This is a genomic window from Sphingomonas sp., from assembly GCF_019635515.1.
GTDB lineage: Bacteria > Pseudomonadota > Alphaproteobacteria > Sphingomonadales > Sphingomonadaceae > Sphingomonas.
In genome coordinates this window covers 1,053,410-1,077,482 of record NZ_JAHBZI010000001.1, presented here as the reverse complement: position 1 = coordinate 1,077,482, position 24,073 = coordinate 1,053,410, and the positions used below count along the sequence as shown (strand labels likewise).

Annotated in this window: 30 protein-coding genes and 1 tRNA gene; 16 read left to right on the top strand and 15 right to left on the bottom strand. The window is 65.2% G+C overall.

Going from position 1 to position 24,073, the window contains the following annotated elements; genetic code table 11:
• Nucleotides 1-55: 55 nt before the first annotated feature.
• Nucleotides 56-268 carry a hypothetical protein gene (locus KF730_RS05550; RefSeq protein WP_294092779.1) on the bottom strand — a complete coding sequence of 71 codons (213 nt, stop codon included), beginning with the start codon at nt 266-268 and terminating at the stop codon, nt 56-58.
• A gap of 270 nt (nt 269-538) precedes the next feature.
• On the opposite strand from KF730_RS05550, the gene KF730_RS05545 reads away from it, so the two are divergent.
• From KF730_RS05545 to KF730_RS05500, 10 genes are all read left to right on the top strand, one after another.
• Nucleotides 539-856 carry a TrbC/VirB2 family protein gene (locus tag KF730_RS05545; RefSeq protein ID WP_294092778.1) on the top strand — a complete coding sequence of 106 codons (318 nt, stop codon included), beginning with the start codon at nt 539-541 and terminating at the stop codon, nt 854-856.
• A gap of 1 nt (nt 857) precedes the next feature.
• A complete protein-coding gene (locus KF730_RS05540; RefSeq protein ID WP_294092776.1) occupies nt 858-1,142 on the top strand; it encodes a type IV secretion system protein VirB3 in 285 nt (94 codons plus the stop codon).
• On the top strand, nt 1,121-3,475 hold the full coding sequence (locus KF730_RS05535) for a VirB4 family type IV secretion/conjugal transfer ATPase (RefSeq protein ID WP_294092775.1): 2,355 nt from the start codon (nt 1,121-1,123) through the stop codon (nt 3,473-3,475). The genes KF730_RS05540 and KF730_RS05535 overlap by 22 nt, the downstream gene beginning before the upstream one ends.
• Entirely contained in the window at nt 3,472-4,695 is a 1,224-nt protein-coding gene (locus KF730_RS05530) for a type IV secretion system protein (protein ID WP_294092774.1), read from the top strand. Before KF730_RS05535 ends, KF730_RS05530 begins: the two co-directional genes overlap by 4 nt.
• The gene (locus KF730_RS05525; protein WP_294092772.1) at nt 4,692-5,408 is read left to right on the top strand and encodes a type IV secretion system protein; all 717 of its coding nucleotides are present in this window, start codon (nt 4,692-4,694) and stop codon (nt 5,406-5,408) included. The genes KF730_RS05530 and KF730_RS05525 overlap by 4 nt, the downstream gene beginning before the upstream one ends.
• Nucleotides 5,405-6,088 carry a TrbG/VirB9 family P-type conjugative transfer protein gene (locus KF730_RS05520; protein WP_294092771.1) on the top strand — a complete coding sequence of 228 codons (684 nt, stop codon included), beginning with the start codon at nt 5,405-5,407 and terminating at the stop codon, nt 6,086-6,088. Before KF730_RS05525 ends, KF730_RS05520 begins: the two co-directional genes overlap by 4 nt.
• 98 nt (nt 6,089-6,186) lie before the next feature.
• Nucleotides 6,187-7,188: a TrbI/VirB10 family protein gene (locus KF730_RS05515; protein ID WP_294092769.1), complete on the top strand. Its 1,002-nt coding sequence runs from the start codon at nt 6,187-6,189 to the stop codon at nt 7,186-7,188.
• A 65-nt stretch (nt 7,189-7,253) separates the two neighbouring features.
• Nucleotides 7,254-8,177 carry a P-type DNA transfer ATPase VirB11 gene (virB11, locus tag KF730_RS05510; protein WP_294095741.1) on the top strand — a complete coding sequence of 308 codons (924 nt, stop codon included), beginning with the start codon at nt 7,254-7,256 and terminating at the stop codon, nt 8,175-8,177.
• A 13-nt stretch (nt 8,178-8,190) separates the two neighbouring features.
• Nucleotides 8,191-8,586: a TrbC/VirB2 family protein gene (locus KF730_RS05505; protein ID WP_294092768.1), complete on the top strand. Its 396-nt coding sequence runs from the start codon at nt 8,191-8,193 to the stop codon at nt 8,584-8,586.
• A 448-nt stretch (nt 8,587-9,034) separates the two neighbouring features.
• Nucleotides 9,035-9,424: a hypothetical protein gene (locus KF730_RS05500; protein ID WP_294092767.1), complete on the top strand. Its 390-nt coding sequence runs from the start codon at nt 9,035-9,037 to the stop codon at nt 9,422-9,424.
• A gap of 7 nt (nt 9,425-9,431) precedes the next feature.
• Here the strand turns inward: KF730_RS05500 and KF730_RS05495 are convergent, their stop codons facing one another.
• Nucleotides 9,432-9,668 carry a helix-turn-helix transcriptional regulator gene (locus KF730_RS05495; protein ID WP_294092766.1) on the bottom strand — a complete coding sequence of 79 codons (237 nt, stop codon included), beginning with the start codon at nt 9,666-9,668 and terminating at the stop codon, nt 9,432-9,434.
• 104 nt (nt 9,669-9,772) lie between these two features.
• Here KF730_RS05495 and KF730_RS05490 point away from each other — a divergent pair, with 104 nt between their 5' ends.
• The gene (locus KF730_RS05490) at nt 9,773-10,084 is read left to right on the top strand and encodes a hypothetical protein (protein WP_294092765.1); all 312 of its coding nucleotides are present in this window, start codon (nt 9,773-9,775) and stop codon (nt 10,082-10,084) included.
• 8 nt (nt 10,085-10,092) lie between these two features.
• Here the strand turns inward: KF730_RS05490 and KF730_RS05485 are convergent, their stop codons facing one another.
• Nucleotides 10,093-10,299 carry a hypothetical protein gene (locus KF730_RS05485; RefSeq protein WP_294092764.1) on the bottom strand — a complete coding sequence of 69 codons (207 nt, stop codon included), beginning with the start codon at nt 10,297-10,299 and terminating at the stop codon, nt 10,093-10,095.
• Nucleotides 10,296-11,240, bottom strand: coding sequence for an IS1595 family transposase (locus KF730_RS05480; protein WP_294092763.1), 945 nt, complete (start codon nt 11,238-11,240; stop codon nt 10,296-10,298). Before KF730_RS05480 ends, KF730_RS05485 begins: the two co-directional genes overlap by 4 nt.
• Before the next feature lie 166 nt (nt 11,241-11,406).
• Here KF730_RS05480 and KF730_RS05475 point away from each other — a divergent pair, with 166 nt between their 5' ends.
• On the top strand, nt 11,407-11,625 hold the full coding sequence (locus KF730_RS05475; RefSeq protein ID WP_294092762.1) for a DUF6471 domain-containing protein: 219 nt from the start codon (nt 11,407-11,409) through the stop codon (nt 11,623-11,625).
• 307 nt (nt 11,626-11,932) lie between these two features.
• Here KF730_RS05475 and KF730_RS05470 read toward each other — a convergent pair whose 3' ends face one another.
• The 3 genes from KF730_RS05470 to KF730_RS05460 all read right to left on the bottom strand — a co-directional run bounded on the left by KF730_RS05470 (nt 11,933) and on the right by KF730_RS05460 (nt 13,710).
• Nucleotides 11,933-12,379, bottom strand: a complete 447-nt coding sequence (locus KF730_RS05470) for a hypothetical protein (RefSeq protein ID WP_294092760.1) — start codon at nt 12,377-12,379, stop codon at nt 11,933-11,935.
• 116 nt (nt 12,380-12,495) lie between these two features.
• Nucleotides 12,496-12,570 (bottom strand) — tRNA-Gln (locus KF730_RS05465).
• A gap of 45 nt (nt 12,571-12,615) precedes the next feature.
• Nucleotides 12,616-13,710 (bottom strand): branched-chain amino acid aminotransferase, encoded by a 1,095-nt coding sequence (locus tag KF730_RS05460; RefSeq protein WP_294092759.1) that lies wholly within the window; start codon nt 13,708-13,710, stop codon nt 12,616-12,618.
• 69 nt (nt 13,711-13,779) lie between these two features.
• Here KF730_RS05460 and KF730_RS05455 point away from each other — a divergent pair, with 69 nt between their 5' ends.
• Nucleotides 13,780-14,280 (top strand): helix-turn-helix domain-containing protein, encoded by a 501-nt coding sequence (locus KF730_RS05455; protein ID WP_294092757.1) that lies wholly within the window; start codon nt 13,780-13,782, stop codon nt 14,278-14,280.
• 8 nt (nt 14,281-14,288) lie between these two features.
• Here KF730_RS05455 and KF730_RS05450 read toward each other — a convergent pair whose 3' ends face one another.
• A complete protein-coding gene (locus tag KF730_RS05450; RefSeq protein ID WP_294092755.1) occupies nt 14,289-14,519 on the bottom strand; it encodes a hypothetical protein in 231 nt (76 codons plus the stop codon).
• Nucleotides 14,520-14,683: 164 nt separating this feature from the next.
• Here KF730_RS05450 and KF730_RS05445 point away from each other — a divergent pair, with 164 nt between their 5' ends.
• Nucleotides 14,684-16,126 carry an ABC transporter substrate-binding protein gene (locus KF730_RS05445; RefSeq protein WP_294092753.1) on the top strand — a complete coding sequence of 481 codons (1,443 nt, stop codon included), beginning with the start codon at nt 14,684-14,686 and terminating at the stop codon, nt 16,124-16,126.
• A gap of 23 nt (nt 16,127-16,149) precedes the next feature.
• Nucleotides 16,150-16,554: a DUF4112 domain-containing protein gene (locus KF730_RS05440; protein WP_294092752.1), complete on the top strand. Its 405-nt coding sequence runs from the start codon at nt 16,150-16,152 to the stop codon at nt 16,552-16,554.
• 160 nt (nt 16,555-16,714) lie between these two features.
• On the opposite strand, the gene nadC is transcribed toward KF730_RS05440, so the two are convergent.
• Nucleotides 16,715-17,563 (bottom strand): carboxylating nicotinate-nucleotide diphosphorylase, encoded by an 849-nt coding sequence (nadC, locus tag KF730_RS05435; RefSeq protein WP_294092751.1) that lies wholly within the window; start codon nt 17,561-17,563, stop codon nt 16,715-16,717.
• Nucleotides 17,564-17,615: 52 nt separating this feature from the next.
• Between nadC and KF730_RS05430 the strand changes: the two genes are divergently transcribed.
• On the top strand, nt 17,616-18,269 hold the full coding sequence (locus tag KF730_RS05430) for a hypothetical protein (protein WP_294092750.1): 654 nt from the start codon (nt 17,616-17,618) through the stop codon (nt 18,267-18,269).
• 6 nt (nt 18,270-18,275) lie between these two features.
• On the opposite strand, the gene nadA is transcribed toward KF730_RS05430, so the two are convergent.
• From nadA to KF730_RS05400, 6 genes are all read right to left on the bottom strand, one after another.
• Nucleotides 18,276-19,304 carry a quinolinate synthase NadA gene (gene nadA / locus KF730_RS05425; protein ID WP_294092748.1) on the bottom strand — a complete coding sequence of 343 codons (1,029 nt, stop codon included), beginning with the start codon at nt 19,302-19,304 and terminating at the stop codon, nt 18,276-18,278.
• Nucleotides 19,305-19,311: 7 nt separating this feature from the next.
• Nucleotides 19,312-19,998 carry a DUF4230 domain-containing protein gene (locus KF730_RS05420; RefSeq protein ID WP_294092746.1) on the bottom strand — a complete coding sequence of 229 codons (687 nt, stop codon included), beginning with the start codon at nt 19,996-19,998 and terminating at the stop codon, nt 19,312-19,314.
• Entirely contained in the window at nt 19,995-20,852 is an 858-nt protein-coding gene (locus KF730_RS05415; RefSeq protein ID WP_294092744.1) for an MBL fold metallo-hydrolase, read from the bottom strand. Before KF730_RS05415 ends, KF730_RS05420 begins: the two co-directional genes overlap by 4 nt.
• A gap of 7 nt (nt 20,853-20,859) precedes the next feature.
• Nucleotides 20,860-21,966: an AI-2E family transporter gene (locus tag KF730_RS05410; RefSeq protein ID WP_294092743.1), complete on the bottom strand. Its 1,107-nt coding sequence runs from the start codon at nt 21,964-21,966 to the stop codon at nt 20,860-20,862.
• A 135-nt stretch (nt 21,967-22,101) separates the two neighbouring features.
• Entirely contained in the window at nt 22,102-23,631 is a 1,530-nt protein-coding gene (locus KF730_RS05405; protein WP_294092741.1) for a M56 family metallopeptidase, read from the bottom strand.
• Nucleotides 23,628-23,996, bottom strand: coding sequence for a BlaI/MecI/CopY family transcriptional regulator (locus tag KF730_RS05400; RefSeq protein ID WP_294092739.1), 369 nt, complete (start codon nt 23,994-23,996; stop codon nt 23,628-23,630). The genes KF730_RS05405 and KF730_RS05400 overlap by 4 nt, the downstream gene beginning before the upstream one ends.
• Nucleotides 23,997-24,073: the final 77 nt, after the last annotated feature.

Genomic DNA, 24,073 nt, shown 5'->3' with positions numbered 1-24,073 from the left:
TCCCTCCTGGAATGACGTAGACGCGCGGCCGCCGCCCGAGCGGCCCTTCAGAATATCAGGGTGAGCCGGTTACCTTCACGCGGGTGCGGTTGTCCGCCTTGTCCTGCGTGTATTCGTACTTGACGTTGTTGTTGACCGAGCCCGATCGCTCGACCTTCACCAGCCGCCCCTTGGCGTCATAGGTGTAGGTGATGGTCTCGGCCGCCTGCGCGGCGCTCGCAAGACCAAGGGTAACAGCCGCGATGGCGGCGATAGTCGGCTTCCGCATAGCACCTCTCCTTGTCCGGAATCGGTTAGCTCAAGCAAAGACTAGTGAATGTCACGACCCCGAATCCGCAAAGCCTTTACTTTCATTTCGGAGAGAATCGAAAGACCTTCAGGTAAAATTACTGGATCACCATGCCGTCGCAGTCAATCGCTTCACCCGCTCGAACATGGCAGTTTTACAACCGTTATGGACGGAACTGACGAATCAACCAGAATCCATATTGCAAAGTGGTTCAGGCCCGGCATGCTTCGATACGCAGTGAGGGATCGCATGACATTCAAGGAATTGCAGCGGCGAGCGACCTGTATGGCCCTGGGCCTATTGTTGCCTGTTGGCGCCAACGCACAGGAATATGATCCCGCCGGCTCGGGACCGATCGTTGCGGCGGTGCATTGGCTGCAAGGCACACTGCTCGGCACGATCGCCACCGTCATCGCGGTGATCGCCGTGGCTTCGGTTGGCTTCCTGATGCTCACCGGGCGGATCAACTGGCGTTATGGCGCGACCGTGATCCTCGGCTGCTTCATCCTGTTCGGCGCCGCCAGCATCGTCGCCGGCATCCAGTCCACCGCGCAACTGGGCCAATGATGTGAATGGCCTGGAACGCGATCCGCTTTTCGTAGCCCTTACCCGCCCGCAGATGTTCGCGGGAGTGACGTATAGCTACTTCGTCGCCAACGCGGTGATCGCGACCGAACTGTTCCTGATCTTCAAATCCATATGGGTGCTGCTCGCCGCACTAACCATCCATATCGCGGGCGTGCTGCTGTGCCTGCGCGAGCCGCGCTTTTTCGACCTCTGGCTGATCCGCGTCGGCCGCTGCCCTCGGGTGCGCAACTATTCGATCTGGCGATGCAATTCCTATCGCCCCTGACGCGGGACCCCAGGGCGATCGAACGCGAGGCGCCCGCCGGGCGGCATCTACCCTATGCCCGGCATGTCGACGACCATACGATCGAGACGCGCGACGGATTGCTCATGCAGTTCATCCATCTGCGCGGGCTGCTGTTCGAGACCGCCGATACCGACGAACTGAATTATCGCAAGCGGCTGCGCGACGCGGTGCTGCAGTCGATCGGCTCATCGCGGTTCGCGCTCTATCATCACGTCGTTCGCCGGCAGGTGCATAGCGAGCTCACCGCGGACTTCCTCGACGCTTTCTCGGCGCGGCTCGACACGGCCTGGCACGGGCGGCTGGCGAGCAAGAAGCTGTACGTCAATGACATCTTCGTCACGCTGGTCCGCCGCCCGCTCCAGGGCCGGCTGGGCATTCTCGACCGGCTTCGCGGCGGCACGCCACAAGTGAACGCCGCCAACGAATTGCGGCAGCTCGGCGCTGCGCGCGATGCGCTGCTTGCGGCGCTCGGCAGCTACGAACCGCGGCTGTTGAGCGTTTACCAGACGCCGCAGGGCACCTGCTCCGAACCGCTCGAATTCCTGTCGAGCCTCTATAACGGCGAGATGCGCCCGGTGCTGCTGCCGATGCAGGACCTGGGCGCGTATCTTCCCTATCGCAGGATCAGCTTCGGACAGGAGACCGCCGAGCTGGGCCCTGCCGGCGGCCTGCCGCGAAGTTTTGTCGGGATGGTGTCGATCAAGGACTATCCCGGACAATCCTCACCGGGGATGCTCGACGAACTGCTCCGGCTGCCGTTCGAGCTGACGATCGCGCAGAGCTTCGGCTTCGTGGAGCGTCAGGCCGCGCTTTCGCGGATGAACCTGGCGCTCAGGCGGATGCGCTCGGCGGAGGACGAAGCGATGAGTCTTCGCGCCGACCTAGCTAGCGCCAAGGACGAAGTCGCGGCGGGACGCGCCGGCTTTGGCGAGCATCATATGACCATCGCGGTTCGCGGCGGCACGCTTGCGCAGGTCGATGAGGGCGTCGCCGAAGTGCTGGCGGCGCTGACCGACATGGGCATCATCGCGGTGCGCGAGGAGATCGCGCTGGAGCCGGCCTTCTGGGCGCAATTCCCCGGAAACTTCAAATACATCGCGCGGCGCGGACTGATCTCGACCGGCAATTTCGCCGGCTTCGCGAGCGGGCACAATTTGCCGCAAGGCAAGGCGGCCGGCAATCATTGGGGCGACGCCGTCACCTTGCTGGAGACCACGGCGGCCGGCCCCTATCATTTCAACTTCCACCGCGGCGATCTGGGCAATTTCACGGTCATCGGCCCTTCCGGATCGGGCAAGACGGTGGTGCTCAATTTCCTTCTTGCGCAGGCCCGCAAATTCGCACCCCGGATCATCTTTTTCGACAAGGATCGCGGCGCCGAACTGTTCCTCCGCGCAATCGGCGGGCGCTATGATCTGCTGCGTCCAGGCAAGCCATCGGGCCTGAACCCGCTGCAACTGGAGGATACGGCCGCCAACCGGCAGTTCCTGATCGACTGGATCGCGCTTCTCGCGGGTGGCGCGGATATCGACGAGCTGGCGCGCATCAAGGATACGATCGACGCCAATTTCGGCCAACCGTCCGAGCAGCGCCGGCTTTGCCATCTCGTCGAGCTGTTTCGCGGCGGGCAGCGGCCGCATGCCGCCGATCTGTGGGCACGGCTTCGCCCGTGGTGGGGCGATGGCGAACGCGCGTGGCTCTTCGACAATGCCCGCGACGAAACCGACCTGACCGCACAAACCGTCGGGTTCGACATGACCCAGATTCTCGACGATCCGGCGATGCGGACGCCCGCCATGATGTATCTGTTCCACCGGGTCGAGGAACGCCTAGACGGTACGCCCGCGATCATCGTGGTCGACGAAGGCTGGAAGGCCCTCGACGACGATGTGTTCGTCCGCCGGATCAAGGATTGGGAAAAGACGATCCGCAAGCGCAACGGCATCGTCGGCTTCGCGACGCAAAGCGCGCAGGACGCGCTTGAAAGCCGCATCGCCAGCGCGATCATCGAGCAGGCCGCGACCCAGATCTTCATGGCCAACCCAAAGGCGCGCGCCGCGGATTATATGGAGGGTTTCGGCCTCACCGCACATGAATTCGAACTCGTGCGCGCGTTGCCCGACAGCGCGCATTGCTTCCTGATCAAGCACGGCAATGAAAGTGTCGTGGCCCGGCTGAACCTGACCGGCGAGCGGGAATTGCTGACGATATTGTCGGGCCGCGAACGCACGGTGCGCCTGCTGGACGAGATACGCGCGCAAACCGGCGACGACCCCGGCGAGTGGCTTCCCCGATTGCTGGAGGCGGCATGAGCACGGCCTGTCCCGGCATCATCGACGGCGCCTTTCTCGAAAGCGCGCTCGGCTTCATCGATTGCCAGGCGCAATCGCTGGGCGCGCGCGGCTATGACGCGCTGGCGGCTCCGGGCTCCAATTTCACGCTGCTCCTGACGGGCCTGCTGACGCTGTTCATCGCATTCGCGGGATACCGGATGCTGCTCGGCGAGACCTTCGGGGTCCGTGCCGGCGTGATGGCGTTCGTCAAGATCGGCATCGTCCTCACGCTTGCGACGAGCTGGGCGGCGTATCGGCCGCTGGTCTATGACCTTGCATTCCATGGTCCCGCCGAGCTGGCGTCGGCGATAGGGCGACCCGCCGGCGTGCCGGGCGCCGAAGGGGGCATGGCACCGCGTCTCGGCCAAACCGACGCGGCGTTCATCGCACTCGGCCGGCTGGGCACCGGTCCGGTCAATATAGCGGCGCGACCGCGAGAGGCGGACGGGCAAAGCACGCTGGTCGTCGAGCAGGCACCGGAGCCGATGAGCATCTTCGGGACGACGGCACTGGGCACATCACGCCTGGTTTTTCTGACCGCGACGATAGCCGCCTTTGCATCGGTGCGCTTCATCGCCGGTCTGCTGCTCGCGGTCGGCCCGTTCTTTATCGCCTTTCTGCTGTTCCAGGGATCGCGGGGATTGTTCGAAGGCTGGATTCGAGCGCTCGCCGCCGCGGCGATCGGCGCATTGGCGGTAACGCTGATGCTGGGTCTGGAGCTTGCCCTGCTGGAACCCTGGCTCGCGACGCTGATCGCGCGGCGGGAAGCGGGTCTGCCGATTGGCGGGGCGACCACCGAGCTGCTGGTCGTGACGTTCGCGTTCGCCTTGGTGTTGCTGGCCGCGCTCGGCATGGCGGCGCGGATCGTGCTGAGCTTTCGGCTGCCGGCGGGCTGGCGGGAAGCCACCGCGCAGATCATGGCCCCGCCGCATCCTCGCATGCCGATCGCGGCGCCGGAAGTCCGCCGGATTCCCGCCGAGCGGCACTCACGCGCCGCGGCATTGGCGGAAGCGGTCAGCCATATCGAGCGGCGTGAAACCATGCGGCTCGCTTCGGACGGCGCGCCCTCGCGCACCACCGCCAGCGCAACCATGCCAGGCGCGCGGGACATCCCCTCCTCCCCGCTCGGTCAAAGCCATCGCCGCCGGGCGCAGACGCGCGTGTCGGCAAGCGCCGGCAGGCGGGACGCGACGCTATGAAGCACAAGGCACGCGAAGCGCTCGACGCCTATTACCGCGAGGCCGGCAGCTGGGCGGAGGACCAGCAAGCCGGTCTTCGCGCTTCGCGCAGAACGGCATGGATCATCGCGGGAACCGCGGCGGCGATCGCCGTGATGGAGGCATTCGCGCTGCTGCTGCTTACGCCGCTCAAGACCGTCGAACCCTATACGCTGCTCGTCGACAAGCAGACCGGCTTCGTCCAGGCGCTGAAGCCGCTGGATGCGCAATTGGTGAGCGGCAATGCCGCGCTGACCCAGTCGTTCCTGGTGCAATATGTGATCGCGCGCGAGAGCTTCGACATTGCCACGCTTCAGGCGAATTACCGCAAGGTCTCGCTCTGGTCCGACGGCGGCGCGCGCAACGCCTATGTCGCGAGCGTGCAGGCTTCGAACCCCGACAGTCCGCTCGCCCGGCTACCGCGCACGACGATCGTGGAAACGCGGGTGAAGAGTGTCTCGCCGCTCGCGGCGAATTCGGCGCTGGTGCGCTTCGATACCATCCGCCGCGACGCGGACGGACGGACGCAGGAGCCGCGGGCTTGGGTCGCGGTGATCCGCTATCGCTATTCGGGCGAGCCGATGCGCCTAGAGGATCGCTTCATCAATCCGCTCGGTTTCGAAGTGTCGCACTATCAGCGCAACGCGGAGGCGCTGGCGGCGCCCGAGGCGGCGCCCCCCGGAACGCCCCAATGAGGGCGATTCTCCTGCTTCTCGCGCTGATGCCGCTGAACGCCCGGGCGCAGATGGCGCCTGCTGGCGCCTCGCAGGTTCAGATCATCGACTATGTGCCCGACGGGCTGTTCACGCTCGGCGCGGCGCCCGGATATCAGCTCATGATCGAACTCGCGCCGGACGAGCGCATAGAGAATGTCGCGGTTGGCGACAGCGGCGCCTGGCAGGTTACCGCCAACAAGCGCGGCGACCGGCTGTTCGTGAAGCTGGTGCAGCCCGGCATATCAACCAACATGATCGTGGCCACCGACGCCCGGCTGTATTCGTTCGAGCTGACGCCGGTTTCGGAAACGGCGCGCGGCCTGCCCTATTCGGTGCGCTTCCGTTACCCTTCGCCGGCACCGGCAGCGCCGCCGGACGCGGCGATGCCGGATGCTTTGCTCGGACGCTACAAGGTACGCGGCGCTGCGGAACTCAGGCCCAGCGGCATCCACGATGATGGGGTCCACACCTATGTGGAATGGCCCGAGGATCGCGCGCTTCCGGCGATCTACGCGATCAACGATCAGGGCAAGGAAATGCTCGTCAACGGCATGATGCGCGACGGACGCATGGTGATCGACAGCGTTCAGGCGAAGCTGGTGTTCCGCATCGATCGCCGCAGCGCGATCGCGCTGCGCGTGGCGCCGAAAGCCCAATGATGGCGACAAGGGCCGGGCCTTCACATTCCGCCAGCAACGAGGCGAGCGTGCTACCCGTCGTTGCGCGCCCGGGAAATGGCCTGCCCGCCTGGGCGATCGTGGCGGTCGCGGTGGTACTGGGGATCATGCTGTTCCTGGTCCTCGACAGCCGGCGCCGCGCCTTGACCGCGCCCGCAGTTCGGCCGCGCACGGTGGATGCGATCTCCGGCACTACCGCGTTGCCCGCTCCGCTATTCATCCCGCCGGACCCGTCCGTGCCGCCCCCGCCACCGCCAGCGGTGCCGGTAATCGCATCGGCGCTGCCGCCAGCTCCAGCGGTTGCACGACCGGCACCCCCTCCCGCGATCGTCTACACGCCCCCGCCTCGCTACGAAGCGGCCCCGGCCCCGGTCAAAGCGCCGTCGCGTATCGCCGCCGAACCGGCGCTTGTGATCGACATGACCGCGCCCGCGGCCGCAAATGCCCAATCGACAGCCGGCGCAGCCGCTTCCGATGAGACGGGAACGCAGCCGAAAGTGGCGGGGGCACGATCGGGCGCGGGCATGCTCGCCAATCGCGCAACGACGGTCCCGCAGGGCACGCTGATCCCCGCCGTTCTGGAGACCGCCCTCGACTCCACCCGGCCCGGCCTCGCCCGCGCGATCGTGTCACGCGACATCCGCGGATTCGATGGCAGCCGGGTGCTGATCCCGCGCGGGAGCCGGCTGGTCGGCGAATATAGCGCACAGGTCGAATCCGGGCAGAAGCGCATGCTGGTCAACTGGCTGCGCCTCATCCGCCCAGATGGCGCGACGATCGCGATCGGCTCGCCGGGCAGCGACACGCTCGGCCGCGCCGGCGTCAGCGCGCGGGTGAACAGCCATTTCTTCGAGCGTTTTGCGGGCGCAATTTTGCAGTCAGCGCTGGATGTCGGAGTGAATCTCGCGTCGCGGTCGTCGAACTCGCCAGTCATTCTGGCGCTGCCGGGCTCGCTACAAGGCGTAGCTCCACGCGAGAACACAAGCGGACAGATCCGCCCGACGCTTTCTGTCAGGGCCGCGACCAGCATCTCCGTCTTCGTCGCGCGCGACCTGGATTTCACCAGCGTGGAAGCGCGGTGAACGCCCAGCCCCAGCAAGGCGGCGCGCAGGTCTATCTGCGCTCCTATCTTGCGCCGCTCACCGGGATGCTGGCGCGGCCCGACGTCACCGATATCTACGTCAATCGGCCCGGCGAGATCTGGGCGGAAACCTTGGGCGGTGAAGTCGAGCGGCACGAAGCACCGGCATTGGACGCCGCGACTCTGGACCGGCTTTCGCGCCAGATCGCGGCGCTATCGCATCAGGGAATCAGTCGCGAGCACCCTCTGTTGTCGGCGTCGCTGCCCGATGGCGCGCGCGTCCAGATCGTGGCACCGCCCGCGACGCGGGGGCCGATGGCGATCGCGATCCGCAAGCACATCTCCTCGGACCTGCGGCTCGCCGACTATGTCAGCGCCGGTGCGTTCGAGCGGACCCGCCGCGCCAGCCCGGGCAAATCGAAGGCCGATACCGAACTCACCGATCTGCTCGAAAGCGGTGACATTCCCGGTATGCTCGCGGCAGCGGTGCGTGCGCGCAAGAATATCCTCGTCTCGGGCGGCACATCGACCGGCAAGACCACCTTCCTCAACGCGCTGATCCGGGAGATCCCAGCGCAAGATCGGCTGATCCTGATCGAAGACACGCCCGAGCTTCATCAGCATCATGACAATATGGTCGGACTGCTTGCCGTGCGCGGCGAGCTTGGCGAAGCGCGCGTCAGCGCCACCGATCTGCTCGCGGCATCGCTGCGCATGCGCCCCGACCGGATCATCCTGGGCGAACTGCGCGGGGAGGAAGCCTATACCTTCCTTCGCGCGGTCAACACCGGTCACCCGGGCTCGATGACCTCGGTGCATGCGGATTCATGCGAGCGGGCGGTCGAGCAAATCGTCCTGCTGGTGCTGCAGGCCGGAACGCAACTGAACCGTGACGATGTGCGGCACTACATCCGGAACACCGTTGACGTGTACGTGCAGCTGGCACGCGAGGGCGGGCGACGGATAATCGCCGAGGTGATGTTGGCGTGACCCGGGAAGCGCGATGCTAGAGTTCAACCTGTTTGCATCGGCCCTGTCGCCGTCGCTAGCGGATCCCATCGGGACAAGCCCTTCATTGGCCGCGGTCGAATGGCTGGAGAGCGCGATCATCGGATCGATCGCCGTCAGCGTCGCGATCGTCGCAATCGCGGCCCTGGGTCTGATGATGCTGGCAGGCCGCCTGCCTCTCCGCCGTTCGGGCACCGCCCTTCTGGGCTGCTTCATACTGTTCGGAGCACCGGCGATCGCGTCCGGAATCATGGGCGCGGTCAACGCCGCGCCCCAACAGAACAGATTTGACACGATCGATATGCAGCCCGGACCGCCTGCCACGAGCCTGCCCGCCTCGCCCACCACAACCTACGATCCCTACGCGGGCGCTTCAGTACCTATTCGCTAGCCTCGGGTCGTTGTTAAAAGGGTTGACGCACATATGAACAAGCGCGCTCGGCACCTGTAATCGCATGTCTCTCGGTCTGGCCGCCTACCCGCGCTATCGTTGAACCCGCGGTTGGCCGCCAGCGAGAGACTTCCCGATTGCGACGCCGCCCCTTCGCCAGACGGAATTGAAGTAGAGCGCGGTGAAAGCCTCGAAGAGTTCGTCGGAAATGATAAATTCCGGCCCGACGGGTCGCATTTGGGACGCGTGCCAAGCGCCAGAATTCCCGCCTCTGTAGCAGGGTTCTGTATCAAACCCCTGCCGAGTTGAAGCGGCGCGAGGAAGCTCGAGTGCAATCAATGACTGCGAGAAGGTTGCGGCCTATTCCAGCAAACGCACCCAAAACGATTGCTGCCGTAGGAACCCGGATCACCGTTTTGCGGAGGCCGATGCTTGCTACAATCGTTGCATGGCAAAATTTCCGACAGTAACCCCGGACGAACTGCGACGTGCCTTCATCGCTTCCAATATGGCGTTCAAAGCGCGCTACGAGGCACTACCGGGCGATGACTCCGAGGACACATCGATCCGTGACGCTCTTTCCGGACAGTTTCCGCCCGAAAAGATAGGTCCGCTTCTCATGCGGCTTGTGCTGATTACAATGTGGCTTAAGCCGGGAGAGGATGATCCGCTCGTCGCACAAGGTACATCGGCATTCGACCTACCCGAGATACACCCGGCAGTCTTTGACGTGGCGGCCTCTTGTCCGATGCCGTCGAATGGCGGCCTGCCCAGCCCAACGAGATTTATGAAGGACGTTGAACGGCGGGTGCGGATGTACGAAACGTTGGCTGGATGAGCGCTTACTAACCTTTGGCTGGAGTCGGCGGTAGGCCACCCGTCAGCGCCGCCACATCACACCCCATCGCACGCGCCAATTTGACCAGCGCTACGAACGTGAGGTTATGTTCTCCGCGCTCGATCCGCCCGACGTAGCTGCGATCCAGCCCGGCCGTGTGCGCCAAGCCTTCCTGCGACATTCCAAGCTCCCGCCTACGGGCTCGGATGCGTTGGCCGAGTATATCGAGATATGGGTCGCTCACCGGCCCAGTGAGCGGAATAGGTGATTATCGGTCCACGGAGTATGAATCCCGCTGTTAACCTTTGTGTGGTATTGGGAAGCATCCAGAAAAATGAGGATGGTCCGATGTTTGTTGCCCTAGCACTTCTTCTAACGCAGACGGCCTCACCGCCAGCGGTCGTCTACCTTAAGTGTGAGACCACCCAAGGTGGTCAGCAGAAATCGTGGGACCTTACGCTGAACGAAAGCGCCGGCACGGTCGATTACTACACTCAGGTTTCGGGCCAGCAGCGCACCCAAGCGCGCTTCACGTCGAACGCGGTCTACTTCATCGGCTTCACGTTGAGCCGGGTCGATCTGACGCTCCAGCGGAGAGCCTTTGGTGAAATCGAGCGTGGAACTTGCCAAGTTGTCCAACCGAAGGGGAGGGCCTTCTAGCTGCCGCCCTATCCCACCTCGACTGCGCACTCGATACGGCACGTGGCAATCATCACGCGCCTACACACACCTTCTTCGTCAGCCTCTGCCATGTGACCAACAAGAAACTTGGCGCGCGATGCCTCCTCGACCAGATAGCCGATGTCGGCGCACGGTAAGTCGAGCGTGATGGGCTGCCGTTGTCCCATGAGGTGGATGCAGAACGATGCCATCATGCGGCCTTCCGCAACGTGCGCTGATAGTATCCTCGCCAGATCGGCGACGGGGGGTGGTGGAGTGCCCCGGCCGCGATGAGGATGAACTGATCCCCATTCGGTGAGCGCCGATGCTCCTCGCGCCAGGCACATTCGCCGTTGTACGCCTGAGCGTATTGGCGGGAGAAGTGCCGGTAGGTGCCGTTGTACATCCGCTTGAAGCGGGAGAAATACGACTCCGCCAGATTGGTCGATGTACCGTGTAGGTCGGAATAGCGATCCTTGTGCTTGATCTGTCGAACAGGGAATTGCGCGAAGAGAGCGTTCCAAGCCGGATGCTCATCGACAAACGGCTTCGACAGCGGATCGATAAGAGTGTTGATCACCTTCACCAGCGCCGCCTCGTTGCCGAGAAACGGCACCACCCGCCCGTGCCGCCCACGTTCCCGCAGGACGGAGACCGTGACTACCTTGTCCATGTGTCGCCGAGGCTGGTTCTTACGATCCTCGGCCCGGTTGGCCTTACGGACCTTTCCGCCGAAGTCAGTGGAATCCATCTCGATCGGCCCGGTCAGGCGGCGGGCGGTGACGTAGCTGGTCATGGCCTCGCGGAGCCGGTGTTGCAGCGTCCATGCCGTCTTGTGGTTGCACTTAATGTCACGTCGCAAGTGGAGAGCTGCTTTGCCCGCTGCACCATCGGCGAACAGCAGGACGGCGGCCATGATCTTTTTGAACGCCAGCTTGCGGCCGTGGAACATAGTGCCCGAGGTGACCGAGAACTGCTTGAGGCACTTTTGGCACTTGAAGAGCCGGCGTGAGGTGATCTTGCCGGTCTTGCGATTGGTTACGTTGCGAGTGATGCGATAGACCGCCTCGCAATCGCACCAGACGCAGAATGGCTCACCACCCTTATCCGCGAAGCGGATCGCCTCGAAAGCAGACTCGGCCTCGCTCTCCGGCATCTCAACGATGTCGAATATGCTGAGCGTTGCTGCCGCCGACGAGGCGAGAAAATGCTGCGAATCACCCTCCGATGCGTTACGAATGCATCGGATGTGACACGCCTGTCCCAGATGTGCAACAGGTCGCGTGTCGTATTTGTAGACAAATGTGTCATAAGGGGAACGTATGTCTCATATTCGTGATGGAGGGGCTCGGCGCATTCTCAAGGCCGAAATGGCTCGCAAAGACCTCAATTATGACGGGCTGGTCAGCGCGTTAGGCGAGATCGGTATCGAGGAAACCAACGGGAGCTTGCGAAACAAGTTCAGCCGAGGCTCGTTTCCGGCTGACTTTTTCCTCCAGTGCCTCGCAGCGATGGATGTGAAGACGCTACACCTCGACTGACAGATTCCGCATGGACTCCGCCAGAATACGAGTTTATATGAGCGCTTCGCGCGAGTCATTCGCACGACAACACCTCCTTTTCTTGAGCAAAAGGTTGATTGTTGGGAACCACGGGTAGCTAGTAACTACCCGTGGTTCCGGCTCTTTATTTGAGCCGGAGTCCGAGCTTTGCGGTAGGCTTTTGACACTTGTCAAATATAATTTTAATCAACCGGAAGACTTGTCCTGTATATTTGCGACGAGTTGAATTGTATTAGGACAATTCTTCCGGTTCGCTTGCGACGAGTGGAGTAGACCTTGCGCGGAATCAGCTTGGTTTAACTACCCACCACCGAGCCGGCCACTCTCCGTCATTCGCGACAACGCCGCGTGCGTGCCGCTTTCGCAGGCTGTTCCCGATCGTGTTCGCCACCTTGGTGATGGTGTCGCGATGTGGATCAGTCTGTCCTGAACGGCGAAGCACCTCTCGCGCGATCTCGCGGCCCGTCAGGGGCTTCTCGGCGAGGCGGAGTGCCTCATAGGCAAGCTTGGTCGCACTACCTAGTTTCACCGGAATCTTGTGAGCGAAAGGACGGGCCGGGATGATGTGGTCGATTGTCCATTTGGGGTGGTCGCTCGTGATTACGATCTGACAGGCTTCGAGCAATCGCCCGATCTCATCGACGCGGCTACGCAGGTCTGGCACCGTAGCATAGGCGCTCTCGATCTTGGCGATCTGTTCGCGCTTCATATCGCGCTCGCCGAGCAGCAACATGATTTTGCGTTCTAGCGACGCGAGGCGGTTCGAATTTCCCATGCCTCAAAATACGATTACGGCCAGCGCACCGTCGAGTTACCCCTTGGTGCGTTTGCTGGAATAGGCCGGAAGGTTGGCTGGGGCGCCAGGATTCGAACCTGGGAATGGCGGCACCAAAAGCCGCTGCCTTACCACTTGGCGACGCCCCAACGGGAAGCGGGCTTATAGCTCCACTTGCGCGGGATGGAAGGGGGTCAGAACAGCCGATGCACCCAACCGTGCGGATCGGGTGCGCGGCCGCGCTGGATCGCGACCAGATCGCTCTTGAGCTTCTGCGCGACCAGGCCCGGCCCCTGATTGCCGATGGTGAACTCGAAATCGCGGCCCCGGACCTTGCCGATCGAGGTGACGACCGCGGCGGTGCCGCAGGCGAAAGCCTCGCGCAGGCGGCCGCTTTGGGCATCGGCCTTCCACTGATCGATCCCGTAGCGCTCCTCGCGCACCGTCATCCCGGCGTCACGGGCCAGCGTCAGCAGCGAATCGCGGGTGATGCCGGGGAGGATGGTGCCGCCCAGCGGCGGGGTCTGGATCGAGCCGTCCTCGAACACGAACATGATGTTCATGCCGCCCAGTTCCTCGACCCAGCGGCGCTCGACCGCGTCGAGGAACACGACCTGGTGGCAGCCCTCGCGGATCGCTTCCTGCTGCGCGACGAGGCTGGAGGCATAGTTGCCGCCGCACTTGGCGGCGCCCGTCCCGCCCGGCGCGGCGCGGGTGTAATGCTCGGAGGTCCACAGGGTGACCGACTCGGCGCCCTTGAAATAGGAGCCGGCGGGCGAAGCGATGACGAGATAGATGAACTCGCTCGCGGGGCGCACGCCGATATAGTTCTGGCTGGCGAACATGAAGGGCCGCAAATAGAGCGAGCCGCCTTCGATATCGGGGATCCAGTTCCGCTCGGTGCGGACGATCTCGCGCAGCGAGGCGAGGAACAGCGCCTCCGGCATCTCCGGCATCGCCATCCGCGCCGCCGACTCGTTGAAACGCTTCGCATTGGCTTCCGGGCGGAACAGTGCCGCGCCGCCATCGGGCAGGCGATAGGCCTTAAGCCCTTCGAAAATCTCCTGCGCATAATGCAGCACCGCGCAGGCCGGATCGATCGAGAGCGGACCATAGGGCCTGACCCGGGCATCGTGCCAGCCGCGCTCTTCGGAGTAGCGGATCTGGACCATGTGATCGGCCAGAATCTGGCCAAAGCCGGGATTGGCGAGCGCTTCGGCGCGGTTGGTGTCGGAAACCGGATTGGCGTGCGCTTCGAACTCGAAATCCAGGATCGTCGCGTCGGCCATTTCCGTCATCCGTTTGCCAGGGTGTCTATGGGTTGCGAACGGTTAGGCGCGGTGGCAAAGATGGTCAACATGGCTGCCCCAATTCCCGCCTCGCCGAACACGGCATCGCCGCTGTTCCTGCGCGAGCCGGAAATCCGCCGCGGGGTGGAATTGCTCTATTTCGGCTATGCGCATATGACCCGCGCGATCGACGCCGGTCTTGCCGCGCAGGGCCTTGGCCGCGCGCATCACCGTGCGCTCTATTTCATCGCCCGCAAGCCCGAACTGACGGTGAGCGCGTTGCTGGCGCTGCTGGCGATCACCAAGCAATCGCTGGGGCGCGTATTGGGCGAACTGGCCGAGCGCGGGCTGGTCGAGACGCGAGCGGGCGAGCGCGACCGGCGACAGCGGCTATTGCGGCTGACCCCTTCGGGCGCAGCGCTCGAAGCAGAGTTGTTCGAAGCCCTGCGCGAGAAGATGTCGGGCGCCTATTCGAGTGCCGGACAGGGGGCCGTGGGCGGCTTCTGGGCCGTGCTCGAGGGGCTGGTGCCCGAGGCCGAGCGCGGCCGGATCGCCGATCTCGGCAAATAGGCTGGCGCTTACGGGCTGTCGGGGCGATCGTCATCGACGGCGATGAAGATGCCGCCGCCGACAATGGCGAGCAGACCGATGACCGCGATCAGCGGCGGGCCGGTGATATCCGACTTGTTCTTGGCCGTGGTGTGCGCGCGGAGCGACAGTGCCGAGGCGCTGTTTTGCGCCAGCGCCGGGCCGGCGGCGAGCGACAATGCCGCGGTCGCGACCGCCAACTTGCTGAATAGTCTTGCCACGATGGTCTCCTGAGAAGGGATGCCGGAACCTAATCCGTGGCGGCCCGTCGGGTCGCGGGGGGTCTTGCCGCGATGCGGCAGAGCGAGCGCATCACGGGGCGGCCCGGGGGTTGGCAGCGCTTGCCGGGGGTCATACACGGCGGCAACCCACAGCCGGAGCATCGATGAACCGCCTGCCCCTTCTCCTCGCTCTCGCGCTCGCCGCTTGCGGCGGTGCCGGGCAGCGCAAGGACGATGCGCCGGTGATCGTGAGCGCGATCGGCGGCGCGGTGCGGGCGGACGATCCAAGCGCGGGGGCGCTCGCCACCCCAGCCCGCGTGTTGCTGGGCGCCACCGCCGAGGGACTGGTGCGCTTCGATGCCGCCGGGCAGATCGAGCCGGGGCTGGCCGAGCGCTGGATCGTGATCGACGACGGGCGCAGCTTCATCTTCCGCCTGCGCGAAGCCGAATGGGCCGATGGCGAGCCGGTCACCGCCGAGCAGGTGGTGCGGGCGCTGCGCCGCGCCGCCGCCGCGAACAGCCGCAACGCGCTGGCTCCGTTCCTCGCGGTGATCGACGAGATCGTCGAGATGACGCCGCAGGTGATCGAAGTGCGGCTCAAGCGCCCGCGCCCTGACCTGCTCCAGCTCTTCGCCCAGCCCGAACTGGCGGTGGTGCGCGCGGGCGGCGGCAGCGGCCCATTCCGCATCGCCCGCTCGGACGGGCGCGGGATGCTGCTGCGCCCCGCCCCCGATCCCGATGCGCCGGATGAGTTGGGCCCGGCACCGGAGCAGACGATCCTGCTGGGCGGCGAGCGCGCGGCGAGCGCGCTGTCGCGTTTCAAGGACGGCCAGTCGGATCTGATCCTGGGCGGCAGCTTCGCCGACTGGCCGATCGTCTCGGCGGCGGGGATCGCCCCGGCGAACATCCGCACCGATGCCGCGCTCGGCCTGTTCGGACTGGCGGTGGCGCGACGCGACGGTTTCCTGGCCGAACCCGCCAACCGCGCCGCAGTGGCGATGGCGATCGACCGCAAGGCGCTGACCGAAGCGATCAGCTCCGATTGGGCGCCGATCGAGACCTTGTTGCCCGCGCAGCTCGACTCCGCCGCCGCCATCGCGCAGCCCGCCTGGGCGCCACTGGCGATGGAGGCGCGCCGCGCCAGCGCCGCCGCGACCGTGGCGGCGTGGCGCCGGGCGCATGGCGCCGCGCCGGTGCTGCGGATCGCCCTGCCCGCTGGCCCGGGATCGACTTTGGTCTGGGCCTATTTCGCCGAGGCGATGCGGGCGATCGGGGCGGAAGCGGTGCGCGTCGGCAGCGACGATGAGGCCGAGCTGCGGCTGATCGACGCCGTCGCCCCCTATGACAGCGGGCGCTGGTTCGTCGCCATCGCCTGCGCGCCGTGCGGCGAGGCGGCCACCGCGCTGGTCGAGGCCGGCCGCGACGCGCCCGATCTCCCGACCCGTGCCCGCCGCATCGCCGAGGCCGACGCGGCGCTGACCGCCGACGCCGCATATATTCCGATTGCTCAACCGCTGCGCTGGTCTATCGTCGCGCTTCGGCTACGGGCGTGGCAAGGGAACAGCCGCGCCTGGCACCCGTTGAACCACCTGCGAAACGAAAGGTGAGGACAGTGGCAAAAGCAACGCGAATGGCTTCCGGATTGAGCCACGGCCTGCCGCTGGGCAGGGATGTCGCCGCGGTGCGCCGCCGGATCGAGGGCATGGAAAAGCTGCTCGAGCGCGGCTTCACCATTCCCGGCACCAATCAGAAATTCGGCCTCGACGTGATCCTCGACCTGATCCCGATCGGCGGCGACTTCGTCGCGGCGGCGATGGGGCTCTACATGGTCATGGAGGCGCGCAACCTCAACATGCCCAAGAGCGCGATCGTCCGCATGCTCGGCAATGTCGGGTTCGACTGGCTGCTCGGGCTGATCCCGGTCGTCGGCATAGTCCCCGATCTCCTCTTCCGCTCAAACTCGCGCAATCTGCGGATCATCCGCAAGCATCTCGACAAGCATCACCCGTCGAGCGCGGTGATCGACCAGCGCTGATCGGCCGCGAATGGTCCCAATGGTCGCACTGACCATGGGCATCCGCGAGGGGCGGTAAAATGGCGCTTACGCGCGTTTGCCTGGGTGGGGTGGATCAACGGAGTCAAAGAGCGGGCCGGCAATGCCGACCGGCGCAGCCGAGCAGGCGAAATCCTACATTTCAAGCGGTTTTGAAATCGAGCCCGATATCGGCGGCGGGGGCCGACTGGGTGAGCCGGCCGACGCTGACAAAGGTGACGCCGCTTTCGGCGATGGCCCGGATGGTATCGAGGCGGACGCCGCCCGAAGCTTCGGTGGGCACTCGCCCGGCAACCAGCGCCACCGCCTCGCGCAACGTATCGGGCTCCATATTGTCTAGCAGCAGGTGTGTCGCGCCCGCGTCCAGCGCGGGCGCGATCTGGTCGATGCGGTCGACCTCGACGATGATGCTGGCGATGCCCGCCGCCACCGCGCGGCGCACCGCCTCGCCGACCGAGCCGGCGACGGCGACATGATTGTCCTTGATCATCGCCGCGTCCCACAGCCCCATGCGGTGATTTGTCGCGCCGCCCATCCGGGTCGCGTATTTCTCGAGCAGGCGCAGGCCGGGGATGGTCTTGCGGGTATCGAGCAGGGTCGCGCCGGTGCCGTGGATGGCGTCGACATAGGCGCGCGTCATCGTCGCGATACCGGAGAGGTGCTGAACGGTATTGAGCGCCGAACGCTCGGCGGTGAGCAAGGCGCGGGCCTTGCCGCGCAGGCGCATCAGATCGGTGCCGGCGGGGACGCGCTCGCCATCCTGCACCAGCCGCTCGATGCTGACTTGCGGGTCGAGCGCGCGAAAGAATGCCTCGGCGATGGGAAGGCCCGCGACGGTGATCGCGTCCCGGCTGTCCATGACGCCGGCGAAGATCGCGTCGGCGGGGATGACTGCGGCGGAGGTGATGTCGCCAGCGTCGCCCAGGTCCTCGGCGAGCGTGGTGGCGATGAAGGCGGGGAGGTCGAAGCCGGGGATCTGGATTTCTGACATGCCCGCGCTTGTGCCATAGACGCAGGGCATCGCAAGGGAGATCGGCGACGACGTGTCCAACAGGCAATGGCCCGCACCGATCAGCGCCTCGGAAGGCGTGCAATTGGCCAGCTTGCTCGCTGTCTTCGCGCTGGTCTCGATCTACGCCCTCACGCCCTCATCACAATTGCTCACGCCGATCCCGGCTGCGCTTTGGGGAGCGAGTGCGGCCATTGGGGCGGGGCTGGGTCTCTGGCTCGGCAGGATTTTAGCCCGTATAAATCGGGACTGGAACGACCGGTTCACCAACATGATCGCATCGGCGCTGGTGACCTTCCTGGGCGCCTTCATATTCTACATTGCCGCCTGGTCGTTCGCCGATCGATACGCATTTTCGGCCGGCGGCGTGGCAAGCATTGCCAAATATCCGGTGGAGAAGGTCACCAAAGACCGGCGCCACGATGCCTATTGGGCGATAGTCAATCCGTTCGGCCTGTCGCGCGGCGCGATGATACCCATCTCAAAGGCCGATCACGAACTGCTGAGCCCGCTTTGTACCGGGCAATGTGCCGTGCCGATCTGCATTCAGGTCGCCGCGGAAAGTGCGCCGGGCGGCGCGGTGCGCGTTATGACCGGCGAAAGCGATTTCGCGCCCGCCCACCGGCAGATCGCGCAGTGCAACGGTGAGGAAATACCGATGCTGGTCGTTCAAATGCCGCCGCGCTGACGCGATCTAATCCCCCTTGGTCGGCGGCCCGCCCACTGCCGGCACCGGTCCCAAATCGCCCTGCCCGACCGTCGCGCTGGCCATTTCCAGCATGCGATCGAGCGACTTCTTCGCCTGCAGCCGCAGACCTTCTTCGATCTCGATGCGCGGGGTCAGGTCGCGCAGGGCGAGATACAGCTTCTCCATGTTGTTGAGCGCCATGTAGGGGCAGATGTTGCAGTTGCAGTTGCCGTCCGCGCCGGGGGCGCCGATGAATTGCTTCTCCGGCAGCGCCTTTTCCATCTGGTGGATGATGTGCGGCTCGGTGGCGACGATCAGCGTCTGGCCTGGGAAGCTCTTGGCGAAATCGAGGATGCCGCGGGTCGAGCCGACATAATCGGCATGGTCGAGGATGTGCGGCGGACATTCGGGGTGCGCGGCGATCGGCGCGCCGGGGTGCTGGGCGCGGAGCTTGAGCAGCTCGGTTTCGCTGAACGCTTCGTGGACGATGCACACGCCCGGCCACAACAGCATTTCGCGGCCCAGCGTGCGGGTGAGATAGCCGCCGAGGTTGCGGTCGGGGCCGAAGATGATCTTCTGATCGGCCGGGATCTGCTGGAGAATCTTTTCGGCAGAGGAGCTGGTGACGATGATGTCGGAGAGCGCTTTCACTTCGGTCGAGCAGTTGATGTAGGTGAGCGCGATGTGATCGGGATGCTTGGCGCGGAAGGCGGCGAACTGATCGGGCGGGCAGCTATCCTCGAGGCTGCAGCCGGCATTCATGTCGGGCAGCACGACGATCTTGTCGGGCGAGAGGATCTTCGCGGTCTCGGCCATGAAGCGCACGCCGCAGAATGCGATGACATCGGCATCGGTCTCGGCGGCCTTGCGGCTGAGATCGAGGCTGTCGCCGACGAAATCCGCCAAATCCTGGAGCTCGGGCTTCTGGTAATAATGCGCGAGGATGACGGCGTTGCGCTCCTTGCGCAGCCGATCGATCTCGGCGCGCAAGTCCAGCCCGGCGAGGCTTCCGCCCATTCCCAAACGTCCGTCCATCAGTTCCTCAATTCCGGTTGGCGAGCACGTCGCTCACGCTGCGCGATACATCCCATTGCTCGCTAGGTGCGTTGGTCTCGTCGGGGAAGAGCACCTCGACGTTCGCGTTCACGCCGATCGCGCGGAGCGGCATCGAAAAGCTGCGTTCGACTGCGCGGCGGGTGGCGTCGCGAGCGAGGCGCATCGGCGTTTCCTCGCGTGCCTGGCGGACCAGTTCCACCTGCGCCGCCTTGCGATTGGCCTCGTCGAGTGCGTCTTCGGCATTGGTGAGCGACATCAACAAGCCACCGGCGCCATATTCGCGGATATTGTTGATATCGACCTCGGGTCCGACGACCTCGATCGGCGGCAAGGTGATGGTCAGCTTGTTGTTGGCGGCGTCCCAGCTGAGGTTGCGCTGCTGGAGCTTGGAGAGATCGACCTCGTAGCGGACATTGCCGGGCATGATCATCGTCTTCTTGGCCTCGAGCCCCAGGCGGCTCTGGGTCGAAGTGACCACGGCGACATAGCGCGCGGCGAAGGTCGAGAGACGGTTCTGCTCGCGCAGCCCCTGGAGGCTGGCCTGGGCGACGGTCACCGGGCTGGGCGCGGCGAACTGGCGCTTGAGCTGGTCGCCGAGGAACCAGAAACCGCCGCCGATGACGAGGATCAGCGCCAGCAGCGTGCCGACCAGCCCCATGCATCCCTTGCTCAAGCCGCGATCCTCCATTCGTCATCGCCTCCCACGACAACACCCCGCTCGCGCAAATCGATCAGATGCGCGAGCACCGAGCGGCCCGCGGCCCCGAACAGCCGCGGATCGAGGCCAGCATACATGCGCGCGACCATATCGGGAACCGCGTGCACCTCGGCCTTGAGCAGCCGCAATATCTGCCCCTCGCGCTGCTTGCGGTGACCGATGAGTCCGCGGACGAAGCGGTGCGGTCTCTCGATCGGCTCGCCATGCGCGGGGAAGTAGATCCGATCCTGACGGTGCATGAGCTTGTCGAGGCTCACCATGAATTCCGCCATGTCGCCATCGGGGGGTGAAACCACGGTGGTGGACCAGCCCATGACATGATCGCCGGTGAACAAGGCGCCGCTTTCTGGGAGCGCGAAGCAGAGGTGGTTCGAGGTGTGGCCAGGGGTGGCGACTGCAATGAGGGTCCAGCCAGGGCCGGTGACGCTTTCGCCATCGGTCAACACGCGATCCGGGATGTAGGTCGTATCGAACGCGGCATCGGCGCGGGGACCGGCATCGGCCAGCGACAGAGGCGCGCAGCCGACGATCGGGGCGCCGGTCAGCGCCTTGAGCGGCGCGGCGGCGGGGCTGTGGTCGCGGTGGGTGTGCGTGCAGAGGATCGCGATCACCCTGCGGCCGGCGATCGCGGCGGTCAGCGCGGCGAGATGTTGGGGCTCGTTGGGGCCGGGATCGATCACCGCCAGTTCGGTGGTGCCGACCAGATAGGTCTGGGTGCCGGTATAGGTGAAGGGCGAGGGATTGGGCGCCAGCACCCGCGTGACCAGCGGATCGATCGCCATCGCAACGCCGGTGGGGAAATCGTTCATCACCCTATCAGATGGCCGCTGGCGGGGGCGCCTGCAAGGTTTCGGCATCGCCTGCCATCCATTGCCGCCACACCAGCAGCGCCGCCGCCATCACTACGGGGCCGACGAACAGGCCGACCAGACCCAGCTCGGCAAGGCCGCCAAAGGCACCGAGCAGCGCCAGCAGGAACGGCAGCTTCACCGCCGAACCGATCACCGAAGGCTGCACGACATGGTCGCCGATGGTCATGACCGCCGCGCCGAACGCGAACAAAAGGGTGCCCGCGAGGACATGGCCGCCACCGATCAGGATCAGGCTCGCCAGCCCGAACGCCAGCCACGCGCCGAACGGGATCAGCGCGAGGGCGATGGTGAAGGTCGCGAACAACAGGGGCTGGGGCACTCCGGCCACGGCATAGGCGACACCGATCAAACCGCCCTCGATCACCGAAACGAGGATCGTGCCGTTGACCGTTGCGCGCACGGCGCCGGTGATGCGATGGAGGAACGCGCTGCCGAAATCGCCGAACATGCGCCGCGCCACGATCTCCGCCTGCACGGCGATATGCTCGCCGCGGGCGAGCAATGCCGCCAGCACCAGCAGCGTCTCGACGAACAGCGCCGAGTCCTTGGCGACTTCGGCACCGATCGAGCGGGTCCAGGCGAGCACCGATGTCGCGCTGACCGCGGCGAGCAGCGCGCTGGCTTGCGGGCCGTGGACGAGGTGCTCGCGCCACCACGCCGCGACACGCTCGCCGACCAAGGGCAGATCGTGCAGCCAGCCCGGTTCGGGAAGGCCGTTCTGCTGGACCTGCTGGAACCAGGCCAGCGCCACCTGGCTTTCCTGCGCCAGCGTTACCGCCGCGATCGACAGCGGCAGGATGACGAGCAAGGCAGTCGCGAGGGTAAGCCCCAGCGCCACGAGCAGCGGATGGCCGGGGAAGCGGCGGATGCCGCGGCGGAACAGCGGCCATTCTGCAATCGCGATCACCACCGCCCAGGCGATCGGCGTGGCGAAGGGCAGCACCATCCACAGTGCCAGCGCGGCGACGACCAGCGTGAACCAGATTTGCCGGGTGCGCAGCGCCGCGTCAGCGGTTGCGGGAGCTTTGCTGTGAGGCGCGCCAGTCGTCATGCCCTGTGCATGCCCCCGGCGCGTGCATTCAACAAGTCACAGCAAAAAGGGGCCGGCTGCGAAGGAGTTCAGCCGGCCCCTTCCTGAAGGGCATTTGCGAAAGGGGCACTAAAGCAAACGCCCTCCCCCTAAGGTCTAGTCCTTGTCGCTGTTCTTCTCGAGCTCGCGGATCGCCTCGTCGATGCCCTTGAGTGCCTTGGCGCGCTCGTCGCCGTTGAGCTCGCCGTCCATCTCGACTCTGCGGCGGGCGTGACGCAGGCTCATCAGCGCGCCCTGCATGCCGAAGCGCTTGCCGCGCATCGCCAAACGGGTGGCATCGGCGGTGACGCGCTCAATGCGATCGGTGCAGATGATCATCACCTTCTTGCCGCCATCGATGCGGTGCTCGACGGTCGGCTCGCCACCACCGCCGCACTTGCCGTCGCGGATCTGGGGCATATCGGCCATGATCTTGTCGATATCGGGCATTTCGGTTTCGGTGCGGGTGCCGTCGGCATGGACCATCACGATCTTCTTGACGCGCTTGCCGCCCTTGCCGTCCTTGTCGTCGTCGCTGAAGCGATAGACGTGGCGCTCGACATGGCGGTTGCCAGCTTCGGGCGCCCCGGGGGCTTCCGGAGCGGCCGGTGCGCGCGGCGCGGCGGCGGGCGCCGGCGGCGCGGGCACATCCTGGCCGAGCGTGACGCCGGTGACGGCCTCGACCTCGTTCTTGATCGTCTCGGCGGCCTGGGTGCCGGAGGCGGTGAGCCCCAGCGCGGCCAGGCTCAGGGCGCTGACACCAACCAACCCGCAAGCAAGGCGCGTGGGAGATAGTTTTCCGGTCTTCGAAAGCATGCGTAACCTCCCTTTGACTTCATTTATCGTGTGCAAGTGACATGCCGCCGAGACCGCACCGCCATGCGCGGACTTGACGATCGCGCGGCCATAGGCATGGCGCAGCGCCTGGGCGCGGCCGGCGAGCACCAGGGCGTCGCAGGCCATTTCCTGATCGGCGCGGAAGGCGCGAAAGGCCCTCCAGGCAACCGGGTTGAACCAGTGGATGGCGAGGACGATGAGCGCGACCCAGTTGGCGATCAGATCCCCGCGAACATGGTGGCCAAGCTCATGTGCCAGCGCCAGATCGCGCTCCTGCTCGTCATAGCGCTCCGAGAAATCGCGCGGGAAGGCGACATATTTGCGGAACACGCCGAAGGCGAGCGGACCGTGCGCTGCATCGGTCTCGATCACCCGCACCCTACCCTCGGCCACAGTGCGATCGACCCGCGCGGCGCGGAGCAGATTCCGGCAATAACGGGTGTGCGAGATCAGATGATAGCCCAGGAACAGCAGTGCCCCCGCAGCCCAGGCGATGCCGGCGATCAGCAGCCAGTTGATCGAGCTTGCCGTGGCAGCGGTGACCGGGGTGTCCGAGATGCTGGCGATCGGCTCGACAACATAATAGGCGATGACGTCGCTGGCCGCGGCGACCGGCGCCGCCGCCTGCTCGGTCCAACTCGCCGGCAGCGGCGGCATGAGCATGCGCAGCACCGGCAGCAGCCACAGCGCATAGGCCATATACGGCCCGAACGCCTTGCGGACTGGCGCGCGGACGGCAAGCACCAGCAGCATCAGCAGCGTGGTCGCGACGATCGTCTCGATCGCCCAGCCGGAGAGCCCGGCGCTCACGATTTGAGATCCTTGAGCAGCGCCTCGATCTCGGCGATATCCTGATCGGTGATCTGGTCGCGCTCGGCGAGGTGCGCCACCAGCGGGGTGAGCTTGCCGCCGAACAGCCGATCCATCAGCTTGCGCGATTCACCCGCGACATAATCGGCGCGGGCGACGAGCGGGCGATACAGATAGCGCCGCCCCTCTTCCTCATGCGCGATGATCGACTTGGCGAGCAGGCGGCCGAGCAGCGTCTTGACGGTGTTGGCGCTCCAGCCGCGCTCGGCGGGCACGCGCTCGACGACTTCCTGGGCGGTGAGCGGCGACTTCTCCCACAGCACTTCCATCACGGCATGCTCGGCGTCGCTGATACGTTCGGTCATCGCAGTCCCTCTTTCATCGACTATCTTTGTAATCGTCGTGATTACGTCTGTAGTCAAGCGAGTGAACGCGGGATGAA